Genomic DNA, 19,498 nt, shown 5'->3' with positions numbered 1-19,498 from the left:
ATTCGGGCGGGGCGGAGCGCGAGGAGACATGGCCGTCGAAGACGAAGCGGGCAGCGCCCCGACAGGCCGCGCCGCTCTGATCTGCCAAGCGCTGCGGCGGGCGATCATCGAGCGGGCTCTGAGGCCCGGCGACCGGCTGCCGGAAGATGCGCTGGGCGAGCGCTTCGGCGTCAGCCGCACGATCGCGCGCCACGCGCTGGGGCAGCTCGGATCCGAAGGCCTCGTCCAGCTCCGCCGCAACCGGATCGCCGTCGTGGCGACGCCGAGCTGGGCGGAGGCCCGCGACCTGTTCGACGTGCGGATCGGCCTCGAGCGCCTGGTGGTGGGGCGCCTCGTCGGGCGGCTGACCGACGCGCAGGTCGGAGCGCTCAAGGCCGGCATCGCCGAGGAGCGCGCCGCCGGCGGCGGCCCGGACTCCAACTCGATCCGGCTCGCGACGGAGTTCCACATCAGGCTCGCCGAGATGACCGGCAGCCCGATCCTCATCCGCTACGTCAGCGAGATCGCCTACCGTTGCGGGCTCACCTTGTCGCTGTTCGGCCGGCCGCACTCGTCGGAATGCGCCGTCAGCGAGCATCTCGAGATCGTCGACGCGCTCGCCTCGGGCGACGCCGAGCGCGCGAGGGCGCTGATGGACCATCATCTCGAGGCGGTCGCCGCCCGCGCGCTCGTCGCCGACAGCGCGGCCAAGCCGCGCGACGCCATGGACGCGCTCGCCCCTTACGTGACCGAGGTCGCCCGCCCGAAGACATCCGGAACGCGACGTTGAGGCGGCCTCACGCCTCGATGCCGCGCCGCGTAAGAATGCGCTCGGCGCTGTCGTTCCAGACGTCCATCCGCACGATGCGGCCGTTCCGCACCACGAAACGGTCGACATAGCGGTTGCCCTCGAACGGCTCTCCGTCCGGCCAGGCGCCGTAGAGCGTGCCGACGCTGTAGACGACCGTCTCGTCGTCGCCGGGCGCGACGTCGAAGCGCTCCATCCTTTTCTTCACCCAGGCGTAGCGCATGGCGTTGAAGCCCGTCGGACCGCTCGGATGGGAGAAGGCGCGGCCTCCCGTGAAGACGATCCGGACGTCGTCCGCCATGTAGCGGGCGGCGGCTTCCGGATCGGGGATCATCGAGGCCTCCAGAAAGTCGCGCACCAGCGCGGCGTCGGGAGACAGCGTGTCGGTCGTGAGCATGGCGAGCCTCGGCGCAGGGCGTCCCGACGAAACTTTAAGCGGGATGGCGGACGAAGTGCATGCAATTAGTTCATGCACCTCGTCCGGCGCTGGCGCACCTTTTGAGGGCGCTTGTCGACAGCATGCCGGAGCATTCGCGTGAGCCTCGATCTCGTCGTCACCAACGCGCGACTCCGGGGCGGCGCCTCGACGGTCGCGATCGGCATCGCCGCCGGCCGGATCGCGGAGATCGCGCCCGAGATCGCCTGCGACGCGCCGGCGATCGACGCCGGCGGCATGCTGGCTCTGCCGGGCTTCGTCGACAGCCACGTTCATCTCGACAAGGCGTGCCTGCTGGGTCGCTGCGGCCATGTCGGCGGCGACGTGCGCGCCGCGATCGCGGCGGTGTCGCGAGTGAAGCGGAGCTTCACCGAGGACGACGTCTACGCCCGCGCCGCGCGCTGTCTGGACAAGGCGATCGCCCACGGCACGACGCGCATGCGCAGCCATGTCGAAGTCGATCCGCGGGTCGGGCTGACGAGCTTTCGGGCGCTGCGCCGCCTCAAGGACGACTACGCCTGGGCCGTCGACCTCTCGCTCTGCGTGTTTCCGCAGGAGGGGCTGACCGACGATCCCGGCTGCGAGGAGCTGCTCGTCGAAGCGCTCGACGCCGGCGCGGATCTGCTCGGCGGCTGCCCTTACGCCGACAGCGATCCGATCACGCAGATCGACCGCCTGTTCGATCTCGCCCGGACCTACGACGTCGACCTCGACCTCCATCTCGATTTCGACCTCGACCCGTCCTGGGGCCACCTCGAGGAGGTCTGCCGCCGCGCCGAGGCGTTCGGATGGGGCGGGCGCGTCACGATCGGCCACGTCACCAAGCTGTCCGCGATGACGCCGAACGAATTCGAGCGCGCCGCGCGCCGGCTCGCCGAGTCCGGCGTCGCCGTCACCGCCCTGCCGGCGACGGACCTGTTCCTCACCGGCCGAGACCGGTCCTACGACAAGCCGCGCGGCGTCACGGCGGTCCACGAACTCGTGGCGCGCGGCGTCGCGTGCTCGGTCGCGACCAACAACGTCATGAATCCGTTCACGCCCTTCGGCGACTGTTCGCTGATGCGCATGGCGAACCTCTACGCCAACGTCGCGCAGATCGGCCCGGAGGGCTTCGGCGCCTGCCTCGACCTCGTGACGGAGGGGCCGGCCGCGCTGATGAACCTGGACGATTACGGCCTTCGCGTCGGGGCCGCCGCCGACGTTGTCGTCATGGACGCCGCGAGCGAAGACGACGCCTTCGCGGAGATCGCGCAGCCCGCGTTCGGGCTGAAAAATGGCCGGCTAAGCTTCGAGCGCCAACGCGCGAAGCTGCTTCCGCCCCAGTGACGGCGGCTCAGACGTCGTCGATCACGCTGACATGGGCTGCGACCACCCGCCAGCCCTCGGGCAGCCGCACCCAGGTCTGGCTCTGCCGGCCGATCCTGCCGGGCGCGGTCTCGCGCCGGAACAGCGTGTTCGCGACGGCGTGGTCGCGGCCGTAGGTCGTGATGACGGTTCGCTCCAGCGTGCGCGCCAGCCCTTGGGGCGACCGCCCGCGGCGGAAGGCGCGGATCTCGTCCATCCCATAGAGGTTCTCGGTCGCGCCGTAACGCAGCGTGCGCGGGTCGTCGTTGAACAGCCCCTCCAGGGCGGCGACGTCGTTGCCGACCAGCGCCCTTTCGTAAGCCGCGAAGGCCGCTTCCACCTCCGCCACGATCTCCGGATCGTCGATCACCATGGCGTCTCGCCTCCTCAGCCGAACCGGCGGTCGTAGATCAGCGCGGCGTCGAGCAGCGCCTGCGCGCCCGCGGCGCAGTGCTCCTCCGTCGCGCTCTCCGCCTCGTTGTGGCTGATCCCGTCCTTGCAGGGCACGAAGATCATCGAGGTCGGCGCGGCCCGCGCGACATAGGCCGCGTCGTGGCCGGGGCCGGAGACGATCTCCCGCCAGCCGAGCCCCGAGGCGGCCGCGGCCTCCCGGACGGAAGCGACGCACTCCTCGTCGAACACGACCGGCGCCGACATCCAGTCGCGTCGCGCGTCCGCTTCGAGCGTCAGCTCGGACGTCACGCTCTCCACCGTCGCGAAAAAGACCCGCTCCATTTCGTCGAGCACGGCGTCGTCGGGGTGGCGGAAATCGACCGTGAAGAAGACCTCGCCCGGGATGACGTTGCGCGAATTCGGCTTGGATTCGATCAGTCCGACCGTGCCGACCCCCGGCGCGTGGGCGCGCGCGATGGCGTCGACCGCCTCGATCAGGCGCGCCGCGCCGATCAGCGCGTTGCGGCGGAGGTTCATCGGCGTCGAGCCGGTGTGCGCCTCCTGGCCGGTGAGCGTGACCTCGTACCAGCGGATGCCTTGGACGCCGGTGACGACGCCGATCGTCTTGTCTTCGGCCTCCAGGATCGGCCCCTGCTCGATGTGCAGCTCGAAGAAGGCTGAGAATTTCCGCGCGCCGCAGCGCTCGTCGCCGCGATAGCCGATGCGTTCGAGTTCGGCGCCGAAGGTCGCGCCCGCGCGGTCCTCACGCGACAGCGCGAAGTCCGGCTCGATCGCGCCGGCGAACACGCCCGAGGCCAGCATGGCCGGCGCGAAGCGGGCGCCTTCCTCATTGGTCCAGTTCACGAGCTCGATCGGCGCGTTGGTCTCGTAGCCCGCGTCGTGCAGCGTGCGCAGCGCCTCCAGCCCGGCGAGCACGCCGAGCACGCCGTCGAACTTCCCGCCCGTCGGCTGGGTGTCGAGATGGGACCCGAGCGCGATCGGCGGCAGGTCGTCGCGCTTACCCGGTCGGCGCGCGTACATCACCCCCATGTCGTCGACCGCCACCGCGCAGCCGAGCGCCTCGCAGGCGTTCCGGAACCAGTCGCGGACCTCGCGGTCCTCGTCGGACAGCGTCAGCCGCTTCACGCCGCCCTTCGCCGTGCCGCCGAAGCGGGCGGTCTCGTGGATCGCGTCCCACAGCCGCCGGCCGTCGATCGCGAGGTTGTGGGTGGTCGAGACGCTCATCGCAGGGGGCCTCAATGCACGCCGCGCAGCACGGGGGCCGCGGCGGTCTTCGCCTTGCGCGTCCGGAACGCGACATGATGGGCGGGAAAGGGCGGCCGCGCGACGAAGCGGCCGTGTCCGCGCTCCGCGACGGGCGAGCCGTTCTCGGCCGCGAGCGCCCCGCGCAGGAACACCTTGGCGGCGCGGCCGCGGCAGCGGAAGCCTTCGAACACGTTGTAGTCGATCCGGCTGATCTGGGTCGCGGCCTCGACCGTCGAACTCGCCTCCGGGTCCCAGATCACGAGGTCGGCGTCGGCGCCGGGCAGGATCGCGCCCTTCTTCGGATACATGTTGAGGATCTTGGCGCTGTTGGTCGAGGTCACGGCGACGAACTCGCTCGGCGTCAGCCGGCCGGTCGCGACCCCCGCGGTCCACAGCACGCGCATGCGGTCCTCGACGCCGCCGGTGCCGTTCGGGATTCGGGTGAAGTCGCCGCGCCCGAGGCGCTTCTGCTCGCTCGTGAACGCGCAGTGGTCGGTCGCGACCACCTGGAGGGAGCCCGCCATCAGCCCGTTCCACAGGCTGTCCTGGTGGCTCTTGGCGCGGAACGGCGGCGACATCACGCGGCGGGCGGCCTCGGTCCAGTCGGCGTGGGCGTAGATCGCCTCGTCGAGCGTGAGGTGCTGGATCAGCGGCTCGCCATAGACGCGCTGGCCTGCGGCGCGGGCGCGCGCGATCGCCTCATGGGCCTCGCGCGACGAGGTGTGCACGACGTAAAGCGGGCAGCCCGCCATGTCGGCGATCATGATCGCCCGGCTGGTCGCCTCCGCCTCGACCGAGGGCGGCCGGGAGAGCGCATGGCCCTCCGGCCCGGTGATGCCGCGCGCCAGCAAATCGGCCTGCAGCTGGGCGACGACCTCGCCGTTCTCGGCGTGGACCAGCGGCGTCGCGCCGATCTCGGCGCAGGTCTTGAACGAGCGGAACAGGACGTCGTCGTCCACCATCAGCGCGCCCTTGTAGGCCATGAAATGCTTGAAGGTGTTGACGCCTCCGGCGACCACCGCCCGCATGCCGTCGGCCGTGCGGTCGTCCCAGCCGGTGACGGCGAGATGGAAGGAGAAGTCGCCCGAAGCCTTCGCCGCCTTGTCATGCCAGGCGGCGAGCGCCTCCGGCATGCTCTGGCCGGGGGCCGGGATGCAGAAATCGATGATCGTGGTGGTTCCGCCGGCGAGCGCGGCCTTCGTGCCCCATTCGAAATCGTCCGCCGACACCGTCCCCATGAAGTCGAACTCCATGTGGGTGTGCGGGTCGATCCCGCCCGGCATGACCAGCGCGCCGCCGGCGTCGACGACCTCGCAGCCGGTGGGCGGCTCGATCGTTTCGGCGACCGCCGCGATCGCCTCGTCCTCCACCAGCACGTCGGCGCGCCACGCGCGGTCGGCGGTGACGACGGTCCCGCCTCGGATCAGCAGGGTCATTGGCGACCTCCTCCGGAAAGGTCTCTTGGCATGTCCTCGGGGCGACGGCCCTGCGCGCTTCGAGACGGGCCTGTGGCCCTCCTCAGCATGAGGAGCGTCGCGCAGGCGCTCAGCACGGGGAGCGTTGAGCGGGCGGGATCATAGACCACGATCCGTCCTCATGCTGAGGAGCCTTGGGCGGAACGCCCGAGGCGTCTCGAAGCACGCCAGGCGCCGCCAGGCGGTCACTTCGCCGCGTCGGTCACCGCGTGGGTGAAGGCGCCGGTCGGCTCCTTGGTGATGACGGGCGCGTCGCCGCCGGCCGACAGCAGGGTCGCGACGGTGCGCTTGTAGTCGGCCTCGTCCAGCGCGCCGGCGCCGTCCGCGAGCAGTTTCGCGACCTCGCCCATCATGCGCTTCTGATGCGCCTCGGTCTGGGCGCCGGAGGCGTCGGCTTCGAGCGTGATCTCGGCGGCCTCGTCGGCGTTGTCCCTGGCGTAGGCCCAGCCCTTCATGGACGCCTTCACGAACTTCGCCATCCTGGCGACGAAGGCCGGGTCCGCGAGGTTCTTCCCGTCGACGTAGAGCCCGTCCTCCAGCGTCGCGACGCCCTGGTCCTCGTAGCGGAACACCACGAGATCGTCCGGCTTCAGCCCGCCGTCCACCACCTGCCAGTATTCGTTGTAGCTCATGGTCGAGATGCAGTCGGCTTGGCGCTGCAGGAGCGGGTCGACGTTGAAGCCCTGCTTCAGCACCTTCACGCCGGCGGCCGAGCCGTCGGTCTTGAGGCCGAGCTTCGCCATCCAGGCGAGGAAGGGATATTCGTTGCCGGAGAACCAGACGCCAAGCGTGCGGCCCTTGAGGTCCGCCGGGCTCTTCACGCCCGAATCCGCGCGGCAGGTCAGCATCATGCCCGACCGCTTGTAAGGCTGTGCGACGTTGACGAGCGCGACGCCCTTTTCGCGCGCGGCGAGCGCGGAGGGCATCCAGTCGACGATCACGTCGGCGCCCCCGCCGGCCAGCACCTGCGCCGGCGCGATGTCGGGGCCGCCGGGATTGATCGTGACGTCGAGGCCTTCGGCTTCGTAGAAGCCTTTCTCCTTCGCCACGAAGTATCCGGCGAACTGCGCCTGCGTCACCCATTTGAGCTGGAGCGTCACCTTCTCCGCGGCCTGCGCCGGACCCGCCGTCAGGGCCATGCCGAAGAGGAGGAGGGCGGCGAGAGGCTTCGACATGTGTTCCCCGATGTGCGTTCAGGCCGTCCGCATGCGGATCGACGGGTGCCAGAAGGTCAGTCGCCGCTCGAGCCAGGCGAGAGCGCCGTAGAAAGCCGAGCCCGCGACCGCCGCGACGACGATTTCGGCCCAGACCATGTCGAGCGCGAGCTTGGCGGCTTCCGTCTGGATGCGGAAGCCCATGCCGACAATGGGCGTGCCGAAGAATTCGGCGACTATCGCGCCGATTAAGGCGAGGGTCGAGGCGAGCTTCAGGGCGTTGAAGACGAAAGGCAGCGCCGCCGGAAGGCGAAGCATGACGAGGGTCTGCGCCCAGCCGGCCCCGTAGCTGCGCATCAGGTCGCGTTCGAGCGCCCCGGAGGCTGAGAGGCCGGCGACCGTGTTCACGAAGACAGGGAAGAACGTCATCGCGACGACGACCGCGGCCTTGGACGGCCAGTCGAAGCCGAACCACATCACCATGATTGGCGCGAGGCCGATGATCGGCAGCGCGGAGGCGAAGGCTGCGACCGGCGACAGACCGCGCTTCAGGAACGGGACGCGGTCGGCGATCAGCGCCAGCGTGAAGCCCGCCGCGCAGCCGATCGCCCAGCCGATCAGCGCGCCCTTCAGCGCCGTCTGCCGGAAATCGGCGAACAGCGTCGGCGCCGCCTCCCCGAGCTTGCGCAGGATCGCGGAGGGCGGCGGCATCAAAGCGGGCGAGACGCCCGCCCCCACGACGATCGTCTCCCACAGCAGCGCGAGCCACAGCCCGAAGGCGAGCGGAACGACGAGGTCGCGGGCGCGGTCGCCCCGCGGCGGAGCGGGCGCGCGGGCGAGGGCCGCGTTGATCGCCCATGCGCACAGCCAGAGGCACAGGACGGCGATCCAGAAGCCCGCGGGGGCGCGCCCGGCGACGCTCTCGCCATGCGCGGCGAAGGCGGCGCCGGCGCCGGCCGTCGCCGCCGCGCCCGTGAGCGCATAGAGGGTCGAAGAGCGCGCGGCCGCCGCGGTCATGGCCGCGCTCCCGTCCGGCCGAGGACGACGCGTTCGACGAGCGTCACCGCGCCGACGAGCCCGGCGGCCGCGACCGAGGCCGCGATCAGCGCCGCCCAGAGCTGCAGCGTGTTTCCGTAATAGGAGCCGGCGAGCAGGCGCGCGCCGAGGCCGGACTGCGCGCCGGTCGGAAGCTCGGCCACAATCGCCCCGACCAGCGCCGCCGCGACCGCGACCTTCAGGCTCGCGAACAGGAAGGGGAGCGAGGCCGGCAGCCGCAGCTTGAGAAGCGTCTGGGCCCCCGTGGCGGCGTAGGTGCGCATCAGGTCGGACTGCGCGGCGTCCGGCGAGGCGAGCCCCTTCGCCATGCCGATCGCGACGGGGAAGAAGCAGAGATAGGCCGAGATGATCGCCTTCGGGATCAACCCCTTCAGGCCGACGGCTCCGAGCGCCGTCACCACGATCGGCGCGATGGCGAGTATCGGGATGGTCTGCGAGGCGACGAGCCAGGGCGTCAGCGCCTTGTCGAGCGCGCGGGACCCGACGAGTCCGACGCCGAGCGCCGCGCCGAGGGCTACGCCGCAGAGGAAACCGGCCAGCGTCGACGACAGCGTGACGCCGACATGCGTCAGCAGGTTGCGCGCCGAGCCGAGCCGGGCGTCGAAGACGCTAGTCTTGAGCTCCCACAGGATCTGGTGCGGCGCCGGCAGGAGAGGCCGGTCGAGCGCCCAGGCGGCCTTCGCGAAATCGAGGGCGTCGAGTCCCGGCGAGCGCTGCTCGACGACGCCGGCGTTGAGCCCGACCGCGCCGGCGTACCAGACGGCGATCAACACGGCGCAAACGGCCAGAACGGGCAGCGCTCGACCGGAAGCCATGCGCTGTCGGAACGCAGGCGAGAGCGCGGCGTCGGTCATCGCGCCACGGCCTGCGTCGGCTGGATGCGTGCTTCGAGACGCCTCGGCTCGCGCCGAGGCTCCTCAGCATGAGGATTGTCTATGCCTGTCATCCTCCAACCATCCTCATGCTGAGGAGCCCGCGTCAGCTTGCGTCTCGAAGCGCGCGCGCGGCTGATCCCGGCTGCGCCGTCCGCCCGCGCGCCCTCAGTCATAGGCGTGGCCGGCGCGCAGCGCCTCGCGCACCCGGCGGGCGACCTCGAGGAATTCCGGCGTTTCGCGGAGCTCGAGCGTGCGGTCGCGCGGCAGCGTCGTGGCGTCGACGATGTCGACGATCCTGCCCGGCCGCGGCGACATCACCACGATGCGGGTCGAGAGGAACACCGCCTCCTGGATCGAATGGGTGACGAACAGCGCGGTCTTTCCCGTGCGCCGCCAGAGGCCGTGGAGCTGCTCGTTCAGCCGGTCGCGGACGATCTCGTCGAGCGCGCCGAAGGGCTCGTCCATCAGCAGCAACCCGGCGTCGAAGGCGAGCGCGCGGGCGATCGAGGCGCGCTGCTGCATGCCGCCGGACAGCTGCCACGGAAAGCGCCGCCCCACGCCTTCGAGGCCGACCTCGGCGAGACTCTTTCGCGCCCGTTGCTTTCGCTCGCTCCGCGGGACGCCCATCACCTCGAGCGGCAGGGTCACGTTGCGCTCGATCGTCCGCCAGGGGTACAGCGCCGGCGCCTGGAAGACGTAGCCGTAGGCGCGCGCCTCCCGCGCCGCCTGGGGGGTGAGCCCGCCGATCGAGATCGAGCCCGCAGTCGCCTGTTCGAGGTCGGCGATCACGCGCAGCAGCGTGGTCTTGCCGCAGCCGGAGGGGCCGATCAGCGAGATGAACTCGCCCGGAGCGACGTCGAGGTCGACGTCCTCGAGGGCGTTCACGGGTCCATCCGCCGTCGCGAAGGAAACGCCGAGGCCGCGGATTGCGATGGCCGGGCCGGCGGCGTCGCTTGCTTGCATCAGGAACTCAGGTGGGACGTGCAGGTGCGAAGGCAGGGTGCGGTCGACATGCCGGCGGGTCAAGCGACGCCCGGCCGCCATCGGAGGACGACGCATGGTTCTGGAAGCGCGCGGCTCGTCTCTCAATCAGGGGCGGGGCCGACGTGCTGCGTGCTTCGAGACGGGCCTTCGGCCCTCCTCAGCATGAGGAGGCCTGCGCCTGCCGCCCGTCCGCCGCTGGCCATCCGCCATCCTCCGCCTGCCATCCTCCACCCTCCTCATGCTGAGGAGGCGCGGAACGCGCCGTCTCGAAGCACGCAGGAGACCGCCGCGACTCTTACTCCGCGGCCTCCCGCGCCATCGGGTTCGCCGGATGGTGGGTCCAGGGCAGCGGCTCGGCGATGATGGTTCGGCCCGTTCGCACGTCGACCTCGCCGACCTCGAGCGGCACGAGCTCGATGCAGCCCTCGACCGGGCAGACGGAAGGGCACAGATTGCAGCCGACGCATTCCTCGTCGATGACCTCGAACCGCCGCACGCCGCCGACCTCGCGGGTGATCGCCTGGTGCGACGTGTCCTCGCAGGCGATGTGGCAGCGGCCGCACTGGATGCAGAGGTCCTGGTCGATGCGCGCCTTCACGGCGTAGCCGAGGTCGAGATGCTGCCAGTCGGTGAGCTTCGGCACGGCGCGGCCGACGAAATCGTCGAGGCGGACGTAGCCCTTGTCGTCCATCCAGGCTTCGAGGCCTGCGATCATCTCCTTCACGACCTTGAAGCCGTAGACCATCGCCGCGGTGCAGACCTGCACGTTGCCGCAGCCGAGCGCCATGAACTCGGCGGCGTCCCGCCAGCCCTCGATCCCGCCGATGCCGGAGATCGGCATCCCCGCCGTCTCCGGCGCGCGGGCGATCTCGGCCACCATGTTGAGCGCGATCGGCTTCACCGCCGGGCCGCAATAGCCGCCATGGGTCGCCTGTCCGCCGGTGTGCGGATTGGCGATCATCCGGTCGAGGTCGACGCCGATGATCGAGTTGATCGTGTTGATCAGCGACACAGCGTCCGCGCCGCCGCGCAGCGCGGCCGTCGCCGGCGGGCGGATGTCGGCGACGTTCGGGGTGAGCTTCACGATCACCGGCATGCGCGTGTGCGCCTTGCACCAGCGCGCGACCATTTCGACGTAGTCGGGCACCTGGCCGACCGCCGAGCCCATGCCGCGCTCCTGCATGCCGTGCGGGCAGCCGAAATTGAGCTCGACGCCGTCGGCGCCCGTGTCCTCGACGCGCGCGAGGATCGCCCTCCAGCTCGCCTCCTCGCAGGGGACCATCAGCGAAACGACCAGCGCGCGGTCGGGCCAGTCGCGCTTCACCTGCTTGATCTCCTGCAGGTTCGTCTCGAGCGGCCGGTCGGTGATGAGCTCGATGTTGTTGAAGCCGATCACCCGCCGGTCGGCCGAGTGCAGGGCGCCGTAGCGCGGGCCGGAGACGTTGACGACCGGCGGGTCCTCGCCGAGCGTCTTCCAGACCACCCCGCCCCAGCCTTCGCGGAAGGCGCGCACGACATTGTAGGCCTTGTCGGTCGGCGGAGCGGAGGCCAGCCAGAACGGGTTCGGCGAGCGGATGCCGGCGAAGGTGGTCCTGAGATCAGCCATGCCGGTCCTCCACGCCTCGATCTATTCCGCGGCCTGCGCCCGCCGGCCGAGCGCGGCGTCGATCGAGGCCGCGGCGCGCTTGCCGTCCTCGACCGCGACCACGGTCAGGTCCTCGCCGCCGAAGACGCAGTCGCCGCCGGCCCAGACGCCGGGCAGCGACGTCCGCCGCTCGGCGTCGACCTTGATGCGGCCGCCCTCGAGCGCGAGCGACCCCTCGCCGAGATCCGTCGCCACGAGGGTCTGGCCGATCGCCTTGAACAGCTGGTCGAAGGCGAGCGCGAAGGTTTCGCCCGTGCCGGCCAGCCGCCCGTCCACGACCGCCGTCCGCTCGAAGGTCGCGCGGCCGGGCTCGACCGCGACGGGCCGCGCGAAATGGCGGATCGCGACGCCGGAGGTCAGCGCGAGGTCCTGCTCGTAGCCGCTCGCCCCCATGTCGTCGGGGCCGCGGCGATAGACGATCGTGACCTCTTCGGCGCCGAGGCGCCTGGCCTGCACCGCGACGTCGATCGCCGTCATGCCGCCGCCGATCACCACGACGCGGCGGCCGACGGGCAGCGCTGCGAGATTCTCGCTCTGGCGCAGCGCCGCGATGTAGTCGACCGCGTCCTCCGCGCCGTCCTCCTGCGGCAGCCCGAGCGCGTTGACGGCGCCCAGGCCGAGGCCGAGGAACACCGCGTCGTAATCGCGCCGCAGCGCGTCGAGCGTCACGTCGGCGCCGAGCCGGACGCCCGTGCGCAGCTCGATCCCGCCGACGCCGAGGATGAAGTCGACCTCGCGCTGCGCCACGCCGCCGACCGCCTTGTAGGCGGCGATGCCGTATTCGTTGAGACCGCCAGCCTTCTCGCGCGCCTCGAAGACCACGACCTCGTGGCCCGAGCGAGCGAGCGCGTGGGCGCAGGCGAGGCCCGCCGGCCCGGCGCCCACGACCGCGATCCGCCGCCCGGTCGGCGCGCCGCGGCGGTAGGGCTGGGCGCCGGCGTCGAACAAAGCGTCGGTCGCGAAGCGCTGGAGCAGGCCGATCTTCACCGGAGAGCCGTCGGAGGCGACCCGCACGCAGACCTCCTCGCACAGCGTCTCGGTCGGGCAGACGCGGGCGCACATCGCGCCCATGACGTTGGCGTCGAGGATGGTCTTGGCCGCGGCCTTTGGCTGGCCCTTGGCTATCTGGCGGATGAAAAGCGGGATGTCGATCGAGGTGGGGCAGGCGGTCGCGCACGGCGCGTCGTAGCAGAACAGGCAGCGCTCCGCCTCGACGCGGGCGGCGTTGGGATCGAGCCCCGGATGCAAATCGGCGAAACCCGCGGCGTAGGCCTCCGGCGTCAGCCGTCCGGCTGCGACGTCGATCGGCGCTCCGCCCGCATCTTCCGCCATCAGCGCTCCTCGGCTGTCGCCGCGGCGCCGCGGCGCCGCTCAGGGCGCGATTAGACAGCGATTTCTGGAAGCGGTCTAGAAACTCTTCCGCAGGTGCGAAAGCCGCCCGCCTCAGGAGGTCCGGATCGCCCGGCGCTCGGCCAGGCGCTCGAAGGACTCCTCCACGAGGCTGACATGGTGCAGCATCGTCGCGTGCGCGGCGCCGGCGTCCGCCGCCAGGATGGCCTCGACCACCTGACCGTGCTCGGCATGGGAGCGCGGCAGCCGGCCGGGGGTGCGGAACTGGGCGCGGCGATAGGGCAGCAGGCGCTGCCGCAACCCGCTCGCGATCTCGGCGAGCGGCGCGTTGTGCGCGCCGGCGTAGATGCGGGTGTGGAAGCCGAGATTGGCCGCCGCGAAACCTTCCGTGTCGTTGATCTCCACGAAGGCCGCCATCGAGGCGTGGAACTCCTGCAGCCCGCGCCGCTCCACCGGCGTCATGCCGATGGCGGAGAGCCGCGCGCAGGTCGCCTCCAGCTCGGCCATGGCGCCGAACAGTTCGGCGAGCCGCGCCGGCGTGACGCTCGCGACCACCGCGCCGCGGCGCGGGCGGACCTCGACGAGGCCGCTCGACGCGAGTTGGCGCAGCGCTTCGCGCACCGGCGTGCGCGACACGCCGTAGCGTTCGGCGAGCGTGTGCTCGTCGAGCCGGTCGCCCGGAGCGAAATCGCCGCGCAGAATGCCTTCGGACACGTCGCTGGCGAGGCGGTCGGCGCGGGTGCGGGCGTCGAGGGCGACCATGTCGTCTCCGGGCGGGCGTTCAGGACTCCGCCGGAGCATAGAGGGCCGGCCCCGCCTGTTCCATACATCCTACTCTTTGTGCGTCGGTGATGATCCTTTAGGCATGCAATATCTGAAAATTGCATGCACGATCAGGGCTTGAGGGCGGCGGCCCTGGGGGGCGGAAAGCCCAGCGGCGTCCGCCGGCCAGGCCGACGCCGCGATGACGAGCGCCCATGCGATGACGACGCCCCTCGCCGACCTCGCCTTCGACCTGTCGTCGCTCCGCGCAGCCTATGAGGCGGGACTGTCGCCCGTCGCCGTGGCGGAGGAGGCCCTGGCGCGGATCGACGCTTCGAACGATCCCGGGATTTTCATAGCGCGGTTTTCCCGGCAGGCCCTGCTCGCCGCCGCCGCCGCGCTCGGACCCGCGCCCGACGCGAGGCCGCTATGGGGCGTCCCGTTCGCGGTGAAGGACAACATCGACGTCGCGGGGCTGCCGACCACCGCGGCGTGCCCGGCTTTCGCCTACGAGCCGGAGGCGAGCGCGACCGCCGTCGCCCGGCTGGTCGCGGCCGGCGCGATCCCGGTCGGCAAGACCAATCTGGATCAGTTCGCCGCCGGGCTCGTCGGCCTGCGCACGCCCTATCCCGTCCCGCGCAACGCGGTCGACGCTACGCTCGTACCGGGCGGATCGAGCTCCGGCTCGGCGGTCGCCGTCGCCCGCGGGCTCGTCAGCTTCGCGCTCGGCACCGACACCGCCGGGTCCGGACGCGTTCCGGCCGGGCTCAACAACATCGTCGGCCTGAAGCCGACGCTGGGCGCGGTTCCGACGCGCGGCGTCGTGCCGGCCTGCAGATCGCTCGACTGCGTCTCGGTGTTCGCGCCGTCGGTCGCCGACGCCTATGCGGTGTTCGCCGTGATGGCCGGGGTCGATCCCCAGGACGCATGGTCGCGCGCCGTCCGGGTCGCGCCGCTCGGGGGCCTGCCCCCGCTGACGCGGATCGCGGTTCCGGACGCCGCCAGCCGCCGCTTCGCCGGCGACGCCGCGGCGGCCGCGGCCTTCGACGCCACGATCGGCGATCTCGCGGCGCTGGGCGGGGAGATCGTCGAGATCGATCTGGAGCCGTTCTTCGAGGTCGCGAGCCTGCTCTATGACGGCCCCTTCGTCGCCGAACGCTACCAGGCGATCCGGAGCTTCATCGAGGCGACGCCAGAGGCGCTCCATCCGGTCACGCGCGCGATCATCGAGAGCGCCCGCCGCTTCGACGCCGCGCAGGCCTTCGGAGGGCTGCACCGGCTCGCGGAGCTCAAGCGAGAACTCCGCGAGGTGTGGGGACGCGTCGACGTCATGCTGGTCCCGACCTTCCCGCGGCCGCGCACGGTCGCGGAGGTCGCGGCCGACCCGGTCGGGCTCAACAGCGCGTTCGGGACCTATACGAATTTCGTGAACCTGCTCGACCTCTGCGCGCTCGCAGCCCCCGGCCGGCCGCGCGCCGACGGTCTGCCGGCCGGCGTCACGCTGATCGCGCCCGCCGGCGCGGACGCCCGCATCGCGGCGCTGGGCGAGGCGCTGCACGCCACGGGCGGGACGGCCGTCGGCGCGACCGGCAGGGCGCCCGCGGCCGCGCCGGCCCGCCCCGCCGTGGCCGGGCCCGGCGAGATCGAGATCGTCGTGGTCGGCGCGCATCTCTCGGGCATGGCGCTGAACGGCGAGGTGACGCGCCATGGCGGCCGCTTCCTCCGGACCGCGGAAACGACGCCGAGCTATCGCCTGTTCGCGCTGCCGGGGCAGGTCCGGCGCCCCGGCCTGCTCCGCGTCGCGGAGGGCGCGGGCGCGGCGATCGCGTGCGAGGCGTGGGCGTTTCCGGCCGAGAGCGTCGGGCCGTTCGTCGCGGGCGTGCCCGCGCCGCTCGGCGTCGGCACGCTCCGTCTCGCCGACGGGACGCGCGCCCTGGGCTTCCTGGTCGAGGCGGAAGGCGTCGTCGGCGCCGAAGAGATCACCCATTTCGGCGGTTGGCGCGCCTATGCCCGCCATCTCGAGGCTGCGTGATGGCGCACTCATTCCCCGCACTTTCCGAGGAAGCGCTTGAGGCGCATCTCGACGCCGCGACGGCGCTTCTCGGCCTCGCGGTTCCCGCGGGGGCGCGGGCGTCCGTGCTCACGCATCTGAAGGCGACCGCGGAGGCCGCCCGCTTCGTCGCAGACTTCCCGCTCGACGACGAGCTCGAACCCGCGCCCGTCTTCGCGCCGGGGGGAGCGAAATGAGCCTGGCCCACGCCGCCGCCGCGGCGGGACCGGCGGAACGGTCGGTCGCGGCGACGCTCGCCCGGATCGCGGACGCCGAGCCGCGACTCGGGGCTTTCACCGACGTCACGCCCGCGCGCGCCCTCGCCACGGCCCGGGCGGTGGACGCAGGCGCCGTCGCGGGGCCGCTCGCGGGCGTCCCCTTCGCGGTCAAGAACCTGTTCGACGTTGAGGGACTGCCGACCCGCGCCGGCTCGAAGATCAACCGCGAGCGCTCCCCCGCGACCCGGGACGCCGCGCTGGTCCGCCGGCTGGAGGCGGCCGGGGCGGTGCTCGTCGGCGCGCTCAACATGGGCGAATACGCCTATGACTTCACCGGCGAGAACGTCCATGACGGTCCGTCGCGCAACCCGCACGATCCCGGCCATATGAGCGGCGGCTCCTCCGGCGGCTCGGGGGCTGCGGTCGGGGCGGGGCTCGTGCCGCTCGCGCTCGCCTCCGACACAAACGGATCGATCCGGGTGCCGTCCGCGCTCTGCGGCGTGTTTGGGCTGAAGCCGACCTATGGCCGGCTGACGCGCGCCGGGACGTTTCCCTTCGTCCACAGCCTCGATCATCTGGGGCCGATCGCGGCCTCGACGCGCCATCTCGCGCTCGCCTACGACGCCATGCAGGGCCCCGACCCCGAAGACGCCGCGACGACGACGCGGGCGCCCGAGCCTGTGGCGGCCGCACTCGACGCCGGCTGCGGCGACCTGCGGATCGCCGTGCTCGGCGGCCATTTCGCCCGCGGCGGCGAGCCGGACTGCTTCGAGGCGGTGCGTCGCGTCGCGTCGTTCCTGGGCGCCGGCGGGACCGTCGACTTTCCCGAGGCCGCCCGCGCCCGCGCCGCCGCCTATGTCCTCACCGCGACCGAGGGCGCGGCCCTCCATCTCGACCGGCTGCGCGAGCGGCCGGAGGATTTCGACCCGGCGGTGCGCGACCGCCTGATCGCCGGCGCGACGATCCCCGCCGCCTACGTCGCCCGCGCGCAGCGCTTCCGCCGCTGGTTCGCCGAGGCGGCCGCCAAAGCGTTCGAGACGGCCGACGTCGTGCTCGCGCCGGCGACGCCGTGCCGCGCGCCGAAACTCGGCCAGACCACCATGACGCTCGCCGGCGAGACGGTCGCCCTGCGCCCCAATCTCGGGGTCTTCACGCAACCGCTCTCGTTCATCGGCCTGCCCGTCGTCTGCGCGCCGGTGTGGCTCGACGACGGGCTGCCGCTCGGCGTGCAGATCGTCGCGCCGCCCTGGCGCGAGGACGCGGCGCTCAGGGTCGCGCGCGCGCTCGAAGTTTCGGGAGTTTCGGCCGTGCGACCGCCGGTCATGTGACGGAGCCAGCCACGAGGCGGGCGTTCCATCGGGGGAGACACGCGCATGACGACGATCGCGGCCGAACCGCAGCCGATCACGGTGGACCTCGCCCGGGCGGCGCTGGTCATCATCGACATGCAGCGCGACTTCCTGGAGCCCGGCGGCTTCGGCGAGACGCTCGGAAACGACATCGGCCTGCTGAAGGCCGCGGTCGGTCCCTGCCAGGCGACGCTCGCGGCGGCCCGCGACGCCGGCGTGCTGGTGATGCACACCCGAGAGGGCCACCGTCCGGACCTGTCCGACGCGCCGAAGGCCAAGGTCGAGCGCGGCGAGCCGTCGCTGCGCATCGGCGCGCCCGGGCCGATGGGCCGCATCCTGATCCGCGGCGAGCCCGGCCACGACATCATTCCCGAATTGGCGCCGCTTGCGGGCGAGCCGGTGATCGACAAGCCCGGCAAGGGCGCCTTCTACCAGACCGACCTCGAACTGATGCTCCGGAACCGGGGGATCGACACGCTGTTCGTCTGCGGCGTCACCACCGAGGTCTGCGTCAACACCACGGTGCGCGAAGCGAACGACCGCGGCTACCGCTGCGTCGTGATCGCGGACGCCTGCGCCTCCTACTTCCCCGAATTCCACGCCGCGGGCCTCGCGATGATCAAGGCCCAGGGCGGGATCTTCGGCTGGGTCAGCCAGTCGAGCGCCGTGGTCGAGGCCATGGCCGCCTGAACCGCATGGCATGAGCATACGCGGGCGCCCGCGCACGGCGCTTTTCGCCAGTCATCGGAGACACGCCATGACGGCCACGATCCCTGCTGCGCATGCCAGGCCGGCGCTTTGGACGCCCGGCGACTGGAACGCCTATTTCGGCTTCGGCACCAACATCCTCGTCAACATGCTGGTGCTGACCGGCCTGCTGCGCTTCGTGCTGCAGATGCCGGACGAGCTGGTGTTCGGCCGCATCCTGCCCGCCATGGGCCTGATGATGGCGCTGTCGACCGGCTACTACGCCTGGCTCGCCTACGACCTCGCGAAGAGGACCGGCCGCTCGGACGTCTGCGCGCTGCCCTCGGGCATCAGCGTGCCGCATATGTTCATCGTGACCTTCGTGATCATGCTGCCGATCGCGATCACGACGAAGGATCCTGTGCGCGGCTGGGAGGCCGGCCTCGCCTGGGTGTTCATCCAGAGCTTCATCCTGATGATCGGCGGCTTCGTCGCGCCCTGGGTGAAGAAGGTGACGCCGCGCGCCGCCCTGCTCGGCACGCTCGCGGGCGTCTCCATCGCCTTCATCTCGATGCGCCCCGCGATGGAGATGTTCATGACGCCGCAGATCGGCCTGATCTGCTTCGCGGTCATCATGGCGAGCTGGTTCGGCGGCGTCCGCTTTCCCGGCGGCGCGCCCGCCGGCCTCGTCGCGATCGCCGTCGGCGCGCTGATCGCCTGGGGGTCGACGCTGTTCGGCTTCTCGATCGGCGGCATGAGTCTCGACAAGCTCGCCGGCTCCTTCGCGAGCTTCGGATTCTCGCTGCCGATTCCCGCGGTCGGCCACGTGTTCTCCGGCTTCGAGTTTCTGGGCGTGATCCTCGTCACGGCCATTCCGTTCGGCGTCTACGACCTCGTCGAGGCGATGGACAACGTCGAGAGCGCGGAAGCCGCAGGCGACCATTTCCCGACCACGCGGGTGCTGACCGCCGACGGCGTCGTCAGCCTGATCGGCTGCCTGATGGGCAACCCCTTCATCAACGCGGTCTACATCGGCCACCCCGGCTGGAAGGCGATGGGCGGCCGGATCGGATACTCGCTCGCGACCGGAGCGACCGTTCTGGTGCTGGCGTGGTTCGGCGTGATCGCCGTGCTGCTCGCGCTGGTGCCGGTCGTGGCGATCTCGCCGATCCTGCTCTACATCGGCATGCTGATCGGCGCGCAGGCGTTCCAGACCACGCCGACCGCCCACGCTCCCGCCATCGCGCTCGCTCTCACCCCGCATCTCGCGGCCTGGGCCAAGGTGCTGGTGGACGGCGCGCTCGGGGCCGCGGGAACCTCGGCCGCGGCCGTCGGGATCGACAAGCTCGCCGGCGTCGGCGTGCTCTATCACGGGCTCGAGGTGATGGGCGGCGGCTCGATCCTGACCGGGCTGACGCTCGGCGCGATCGCGACCTTCATCATCGACAAGCGCTTCACGGAAGCCTCCGCCTTCGCGGGCGCCGGGGCGGCGCTCACCTTCTTCGGCTTCATGCATGGCGAGAAGGTCGGTTTCGGGGTGACCCCGTCGGTCGCGCTCGGTTACGCGATGGTCGCGTGCTTCCTCTACGCCTGCGCCCGGCGGGAGGCGCTCGCGCCGTCACCGGCGACGGCGGCCGCGCCCGCCGAATGACGACGCCGGAGCCGCG

At 71.6% G+C, this 19,498-nt stretch carries 18 protein-coding genes; 7 read left to right on the top strand and 11 right to left on the bottom strand.

Features of this window, described 5'->3' with window-relative positions; all coding sequences use genetic code 11:
* The first annotated feature begins 28 nt into the window (after positions 1–28).
* Positions 29–769: a GntR family transcriptional regulator gene (locus ACO2RJ_RS18455; protein ID WP_423269608.1), complete on the top strand. Its 741-nt coding sequence runs from the start codon at positions 29–31 to the stop codon at positions 767–769.
* 7 nt (positions 770–776) lie between these two features.
* On the opposite strand, the gene ACO2RJ_RS18450 is transcribed toward ACO2RJ_RS18455, so the two are convergent.
* Positions 777–1,184, bottom strand: a complete 408-nt coding sequence (locus ACO2RJ_RS18450; RefSeq protein ID WP_423269606.1) for a nuclear transport factor 2 family protein — start codon at positions 1,182–1,184, stop codon at positions 777–779.
* A gap of 138 nt (positions 1,185–1,322) precedes the next feature.
* Between ACO2RJ_RS18450 and ACO2RJ_RS18445 the strand changes: the two genes are divergently transcribed.
* A complete protein-coding gene (locus ACO2RJ_RS18445; RefSeq protein ID WP_423269604.1) occupies positions 1,323–2,549 on the top strand; it encodes an amidohydrolase family protein in 1,227 nt (408 codons plus the stop codon).
* A 7-nt stretch (positions 2,550–2,556) separates the two neighbouring features.
* Here ACO2RJ_RS18445 and hpxZ read toward each other — a convergent pair whose 3' ends face one another.
* From hpxZ to ACO2RJ_RS18395, 10 genes are all read right to left on the bottom strand, one after another.
* Positions 2,557–2,940, bottom strand: coding sequence for an oxalurate catabolism protein HpxZ (hpxZ, locus tag ACO2RJ_RS18440; RefSeq protein WP_423269602.1), 384 nt, complete (start codon positions 2,938–2,940; stop codon positions 2,557–2,559).
* Positions 2,941–2,954: 14 nt separating this feature from the next.
* Positions 2,955–4,205, bottom strand: a complete 1,251-nt coding sequence (locus ACO2RJ_RS18435; protein ID WP_423269600.1) for a M20 family metallo-hydrolase — start codon at positions 4,203–4,205, stop codon at positions 2,955–2,957.
* 11 nt (positions 4,206–4,216) lie between these two features.
* Positions 4,217–5,662 (bottom strand): dihydropyrimidinase, encoded by a 1,446-nt coding sequence (hydA, locus tag ACO2RJ_RS18430; protein WP_423269598.1) that lies wholly within the window; start codon positions 5,660–5,662, stop codon positions 4,217–4,219.
* A gap of 224 nt (positions 5,663–5,886) precedes the next feature.
* On the bottom strand, positions 5,887–6,876 hold the full coding sequence (locus ACO2RJ_RS18425) for an ABC transporter substrate-binding protein (protein ID WP_423269596.1): 990 nt from the start codon (positions 6,874–6,876) through the stop codon (positions 5,887–5,889).
* An 18-nt stretch (positions 6,877–6,894) separates the two neighbouring features.
* Positions 6,895–7,872: an ABC transporter permease gene (locus ACO2RJ_RS18420; RefSeq protein ID WP_423269595.1), complete on the bottom strand. Its 978-nt coding sequence runs from the start codon at positions 7,870–7,872 to the stop codon at positions 6,895–6,897.
* A complete protein-coding gene (locus tag ACO2RJ_RS18415) occupies positions 7,869–8,765 on the bottom strand; it encodes an ABC transporter permease (protein ID WP_423269594.1) in 897 nt (298 codons plus the stop codon). Before ACO2RJ_RS18415 ends, ACO2RJ_RS18420 begins: the two co-directional genes overlap by 4 nt.
* A 186-nt stretch (positions 8,766–8,951) precedes the next feature.
* Positions 8,952–9,749: an ABC transporter ATP-binding protein gene (locus ACO2RJ_RS18410; RefSeq protein ID WP_423269593.1), complete on the bottom strand. Its 798-nt coding sequence runs from the start codon at positions 9,747–9,749 to the stop codon at positions 8,952–8,954.
* A 316-nt stretch (positions 9,750–10,065) separates the two neighbouring features.
* Positions 10,066–11,376 (bottom strand): NAD-dependent dihydropyrimidine dehydrogenase subunit PreA, encoded by a 1,311-nt coding sequence (gene preA / locus ACO2RJ_RS18405; protein ID WP_423269591.1) that lies wholly within the window; start codon positions 11,374–11,376, stop codon positions 10,066–10,068.
* 21 nt (positions 11,377–11,397) lie between these two features.
* Positions 11,398–12,747, bottom strand: coding sequence for an NAD(P)-dependent oxidoreductase (locus ACO2RJ_RS18400; RefSeq protein WP_423269590.1), 1,350 nt, complete (start codon positions 12,745–12,747; stop codon positions 11,398–11,400).
* 111 nt (positions 12,748–12,858) lie between these two features.
* Positions 12,859–13,527, bottom strand: a complete 669-nt coding sequence (locus ACO2RJ_RS18395) for a GntR family transcriptional regulator (protein ID WP_423269589.1) — start codon at positions 13,525–13,527, stop codon at positions 12,859–12,861.
* Positions 13,528–13,747: 220 nt separating this feature from the next.
* Between ACO2RJ_RS18395 and atzF the strand changes: the two genes are divergently transcribed.
* The 5 genes from atzF to ACO2RJ_RS18370 all read left to right on the top strand — a co-directional run bounded on the left by atzF (position 13,748) and on the right by ACO2RJ_RS18370 (position 19,482).
* On the top strand, positions 13,748–15,559 hold the full coding sequence (gene atzF / locus ACO2RJ_RS18390) for an allophanate hydrolase (protein WP_423269588.1): 1,812 nt from the start codon (positions 13,748–13,750) through the stop codon (positions 15,557–15,559).
* Positions 15,559–15,774: a DUF4089 domain-containing protein gene (locus ACO2RJ_RS18385; protein ID WP_423269586.1), complete on the top strand. Its 216-nt coding sequence runs from the start codon at positions 15,559–15,561 to the stop codon at positions 15,772–15,774. Before atzF ends, ACO2RJ_RS18385 begins: the two co-directional genes overlap by 1 nt.
* Positions 15,771–17,123: an AtzE family amidohydrolase gene (locus ACO2RJ_RS18380; RefSeq protein WP_423269585.1), complete on the top strand. Its 1,353-nt coding sequence runs from the start codon at positions 15,771–15,773 to the stop codon at positions 17,121–17,123. Before ACO2RJ_RS18385 ends, ACO2RJ_RS18380 begins: the two co-directional genes overlap by 4 nt.
* 45 nt (positions 17,124–17,168) lie before the next feature.
* Positions 17,169–17,834, top strand: coding sequence for a cysteine hydrolase family protein (locus ACO2RJ_RS18375; RefSeq protein WP_423269584.1), 666 nt, complete (start codon positions 17,169–17,171; stop codon positions 17,832–17,834).
* A 67-nt stretch (positions 17,835–17,901) separates the two neighbouring features.
* Positions 17,902–19,482 carry a regulator gene (locus ACO2RJ_RS18370; RefSeq protein ID WP_423269583.1) on the top strand — a complete coding sequence of 527 codons (1,581 nt, stop codon included), beginning with the start codon at positions 17,902–17,904 and terminating at the stop codon, positions 19,480–19,482.
* Positions 19,483–19,498 lie beyond the last annotated feature (16 nt).

The sequence above is a fragment of the Hansschlegelia sp. KR7-227 genome (genome assembly GCF_049446035.1).
In the GTDB taxonomy this organism is placed as follows: Bacteria; Pseudomonadota; Alphaproteobacteria; order Rhizobiales; family Methylopilaceae; genus Methylopila.
Note: the sequence above shows the minus strand (reverse complement) of the source record. Positions and strands in the feature narration are given on the sequence as shown.

Coding starts and splice junctions, on each gene's coding strand:
- preA (WP_423269591.1), bottom strand. CDS start 11,376: ATGGCTGATCTCAGGACCACCTTCGCCGGCATCCGCTCGCCGAACCCG.
- ACO2RJ_RS18420 (WP_423269595.1), bottom strand. CDS start 7,872: ATGACCGCGGCGGCCGCGCGCTCTTCGACCCTCTATGCGCTCACGGGC.
- hydA (WP_423269598.1), bottom strand. CDS start 5,662: ATGACCCTGCTGATCCGAGGCGGGACCGTCGTCACCGCCGACCGCGCG.
- ACO2RJ_RS18410 (WP_423269593.1), bottom strand. CDS start 9,749: ATGCAAGCAAGCGACGCCGCCGGCCCGGCCATCGCAATCCGCGGCCTC.
- ACO2RJ_RS18415 (WP_423269594.1), bottom strand. CDS start 8,765: ATGACCGACGCCGCGCTCTCGCCTGCGTTCCGACAGCGCATGGCTTCC.
- ACO2RJ_RS18455 (WP_423269608.1), top strand. CDS start 29: ATGGCCGTCGAAGACGAAGCGGGCAGCGCCCCGACAGGCCGCGCCGCT.
- ACO2RJ_RS18380 (WP_423269585.1), top strand. CDS start 15,771: ATGAGCCTGGCCCACGCCGCCGCCGCGGCGGGACCGGCGGAACGGTCG.
- ACO2RJ_RS18370 (WP_423269583.1), top strand. CDS start 17,902: ATGACGGCCACGATCCCTGCTGCGCATGCCAGGCCGGCGCTTTGGACG.
- ACO2RJ_RS18385 (WP_423269586.1), top strand. CDS start 15,559: ATGGCGCACTCATTCCCCGCACTTTCCGAGGAAGCGCTTGAGGCGCAT.
- ACO2RJ_RS18450 (WP_423269606.1), bottom strand. CDS start 1,184: ATGCTCACGACCGACACGCTGTCTCCCGACGCCGCGCTGGTGCGCGAC.
- hpxZ (WP_423269602.1), bottom strand. CDS start 2,940: ATGGTGATCGACGATCCGGAGATCGTGGCGGAGGTGGAAGCGGCCTTC.
- ACO2RJ_RS18435 (WP_423269600.1), bottom strand. CDS start 4,205: ATGAGCGTCTCGACCACCCACAACCTCGCGATCGACGGCCGGCGGCTG.
- atzF (WP_423269588.1), top strand. CDS start 13,748: ATGACGACGCCCCTCGCCGACCTCGCCTTCGACCTGTCGTCGCTCCGC.
- ACO2RJ_RS18425 (WP_423269596.1), bottom strand. CDS start 6,876: ATGTCGAAGCCTCTCGCCGCCCTCCTCCTCTTCGGCATGGCCCTGACG.
- ACO2RJ_RS18400 (WP_423269590.1), bottom strand. CDS start 12,747: ATGGCGGAAGATGCGGGCGGAGCGCCGATCGACGTCGCAGCCGGACGG.
- ACO2RJ_RS18375 (WP_423269584.1), top strand. CDS start 17,169: ATGACGACGATCGCGGCCGAACCGCAGCCGATCACGGTGGACCTCGCC.
- ACO2RJ_RS18395 (WP_423269589.1), bottom strand. CDS start 13,527: ATGGTCGCCCTCGACGCCCGCACCCGCGCCGACCGCCTCGCCAGCGAC.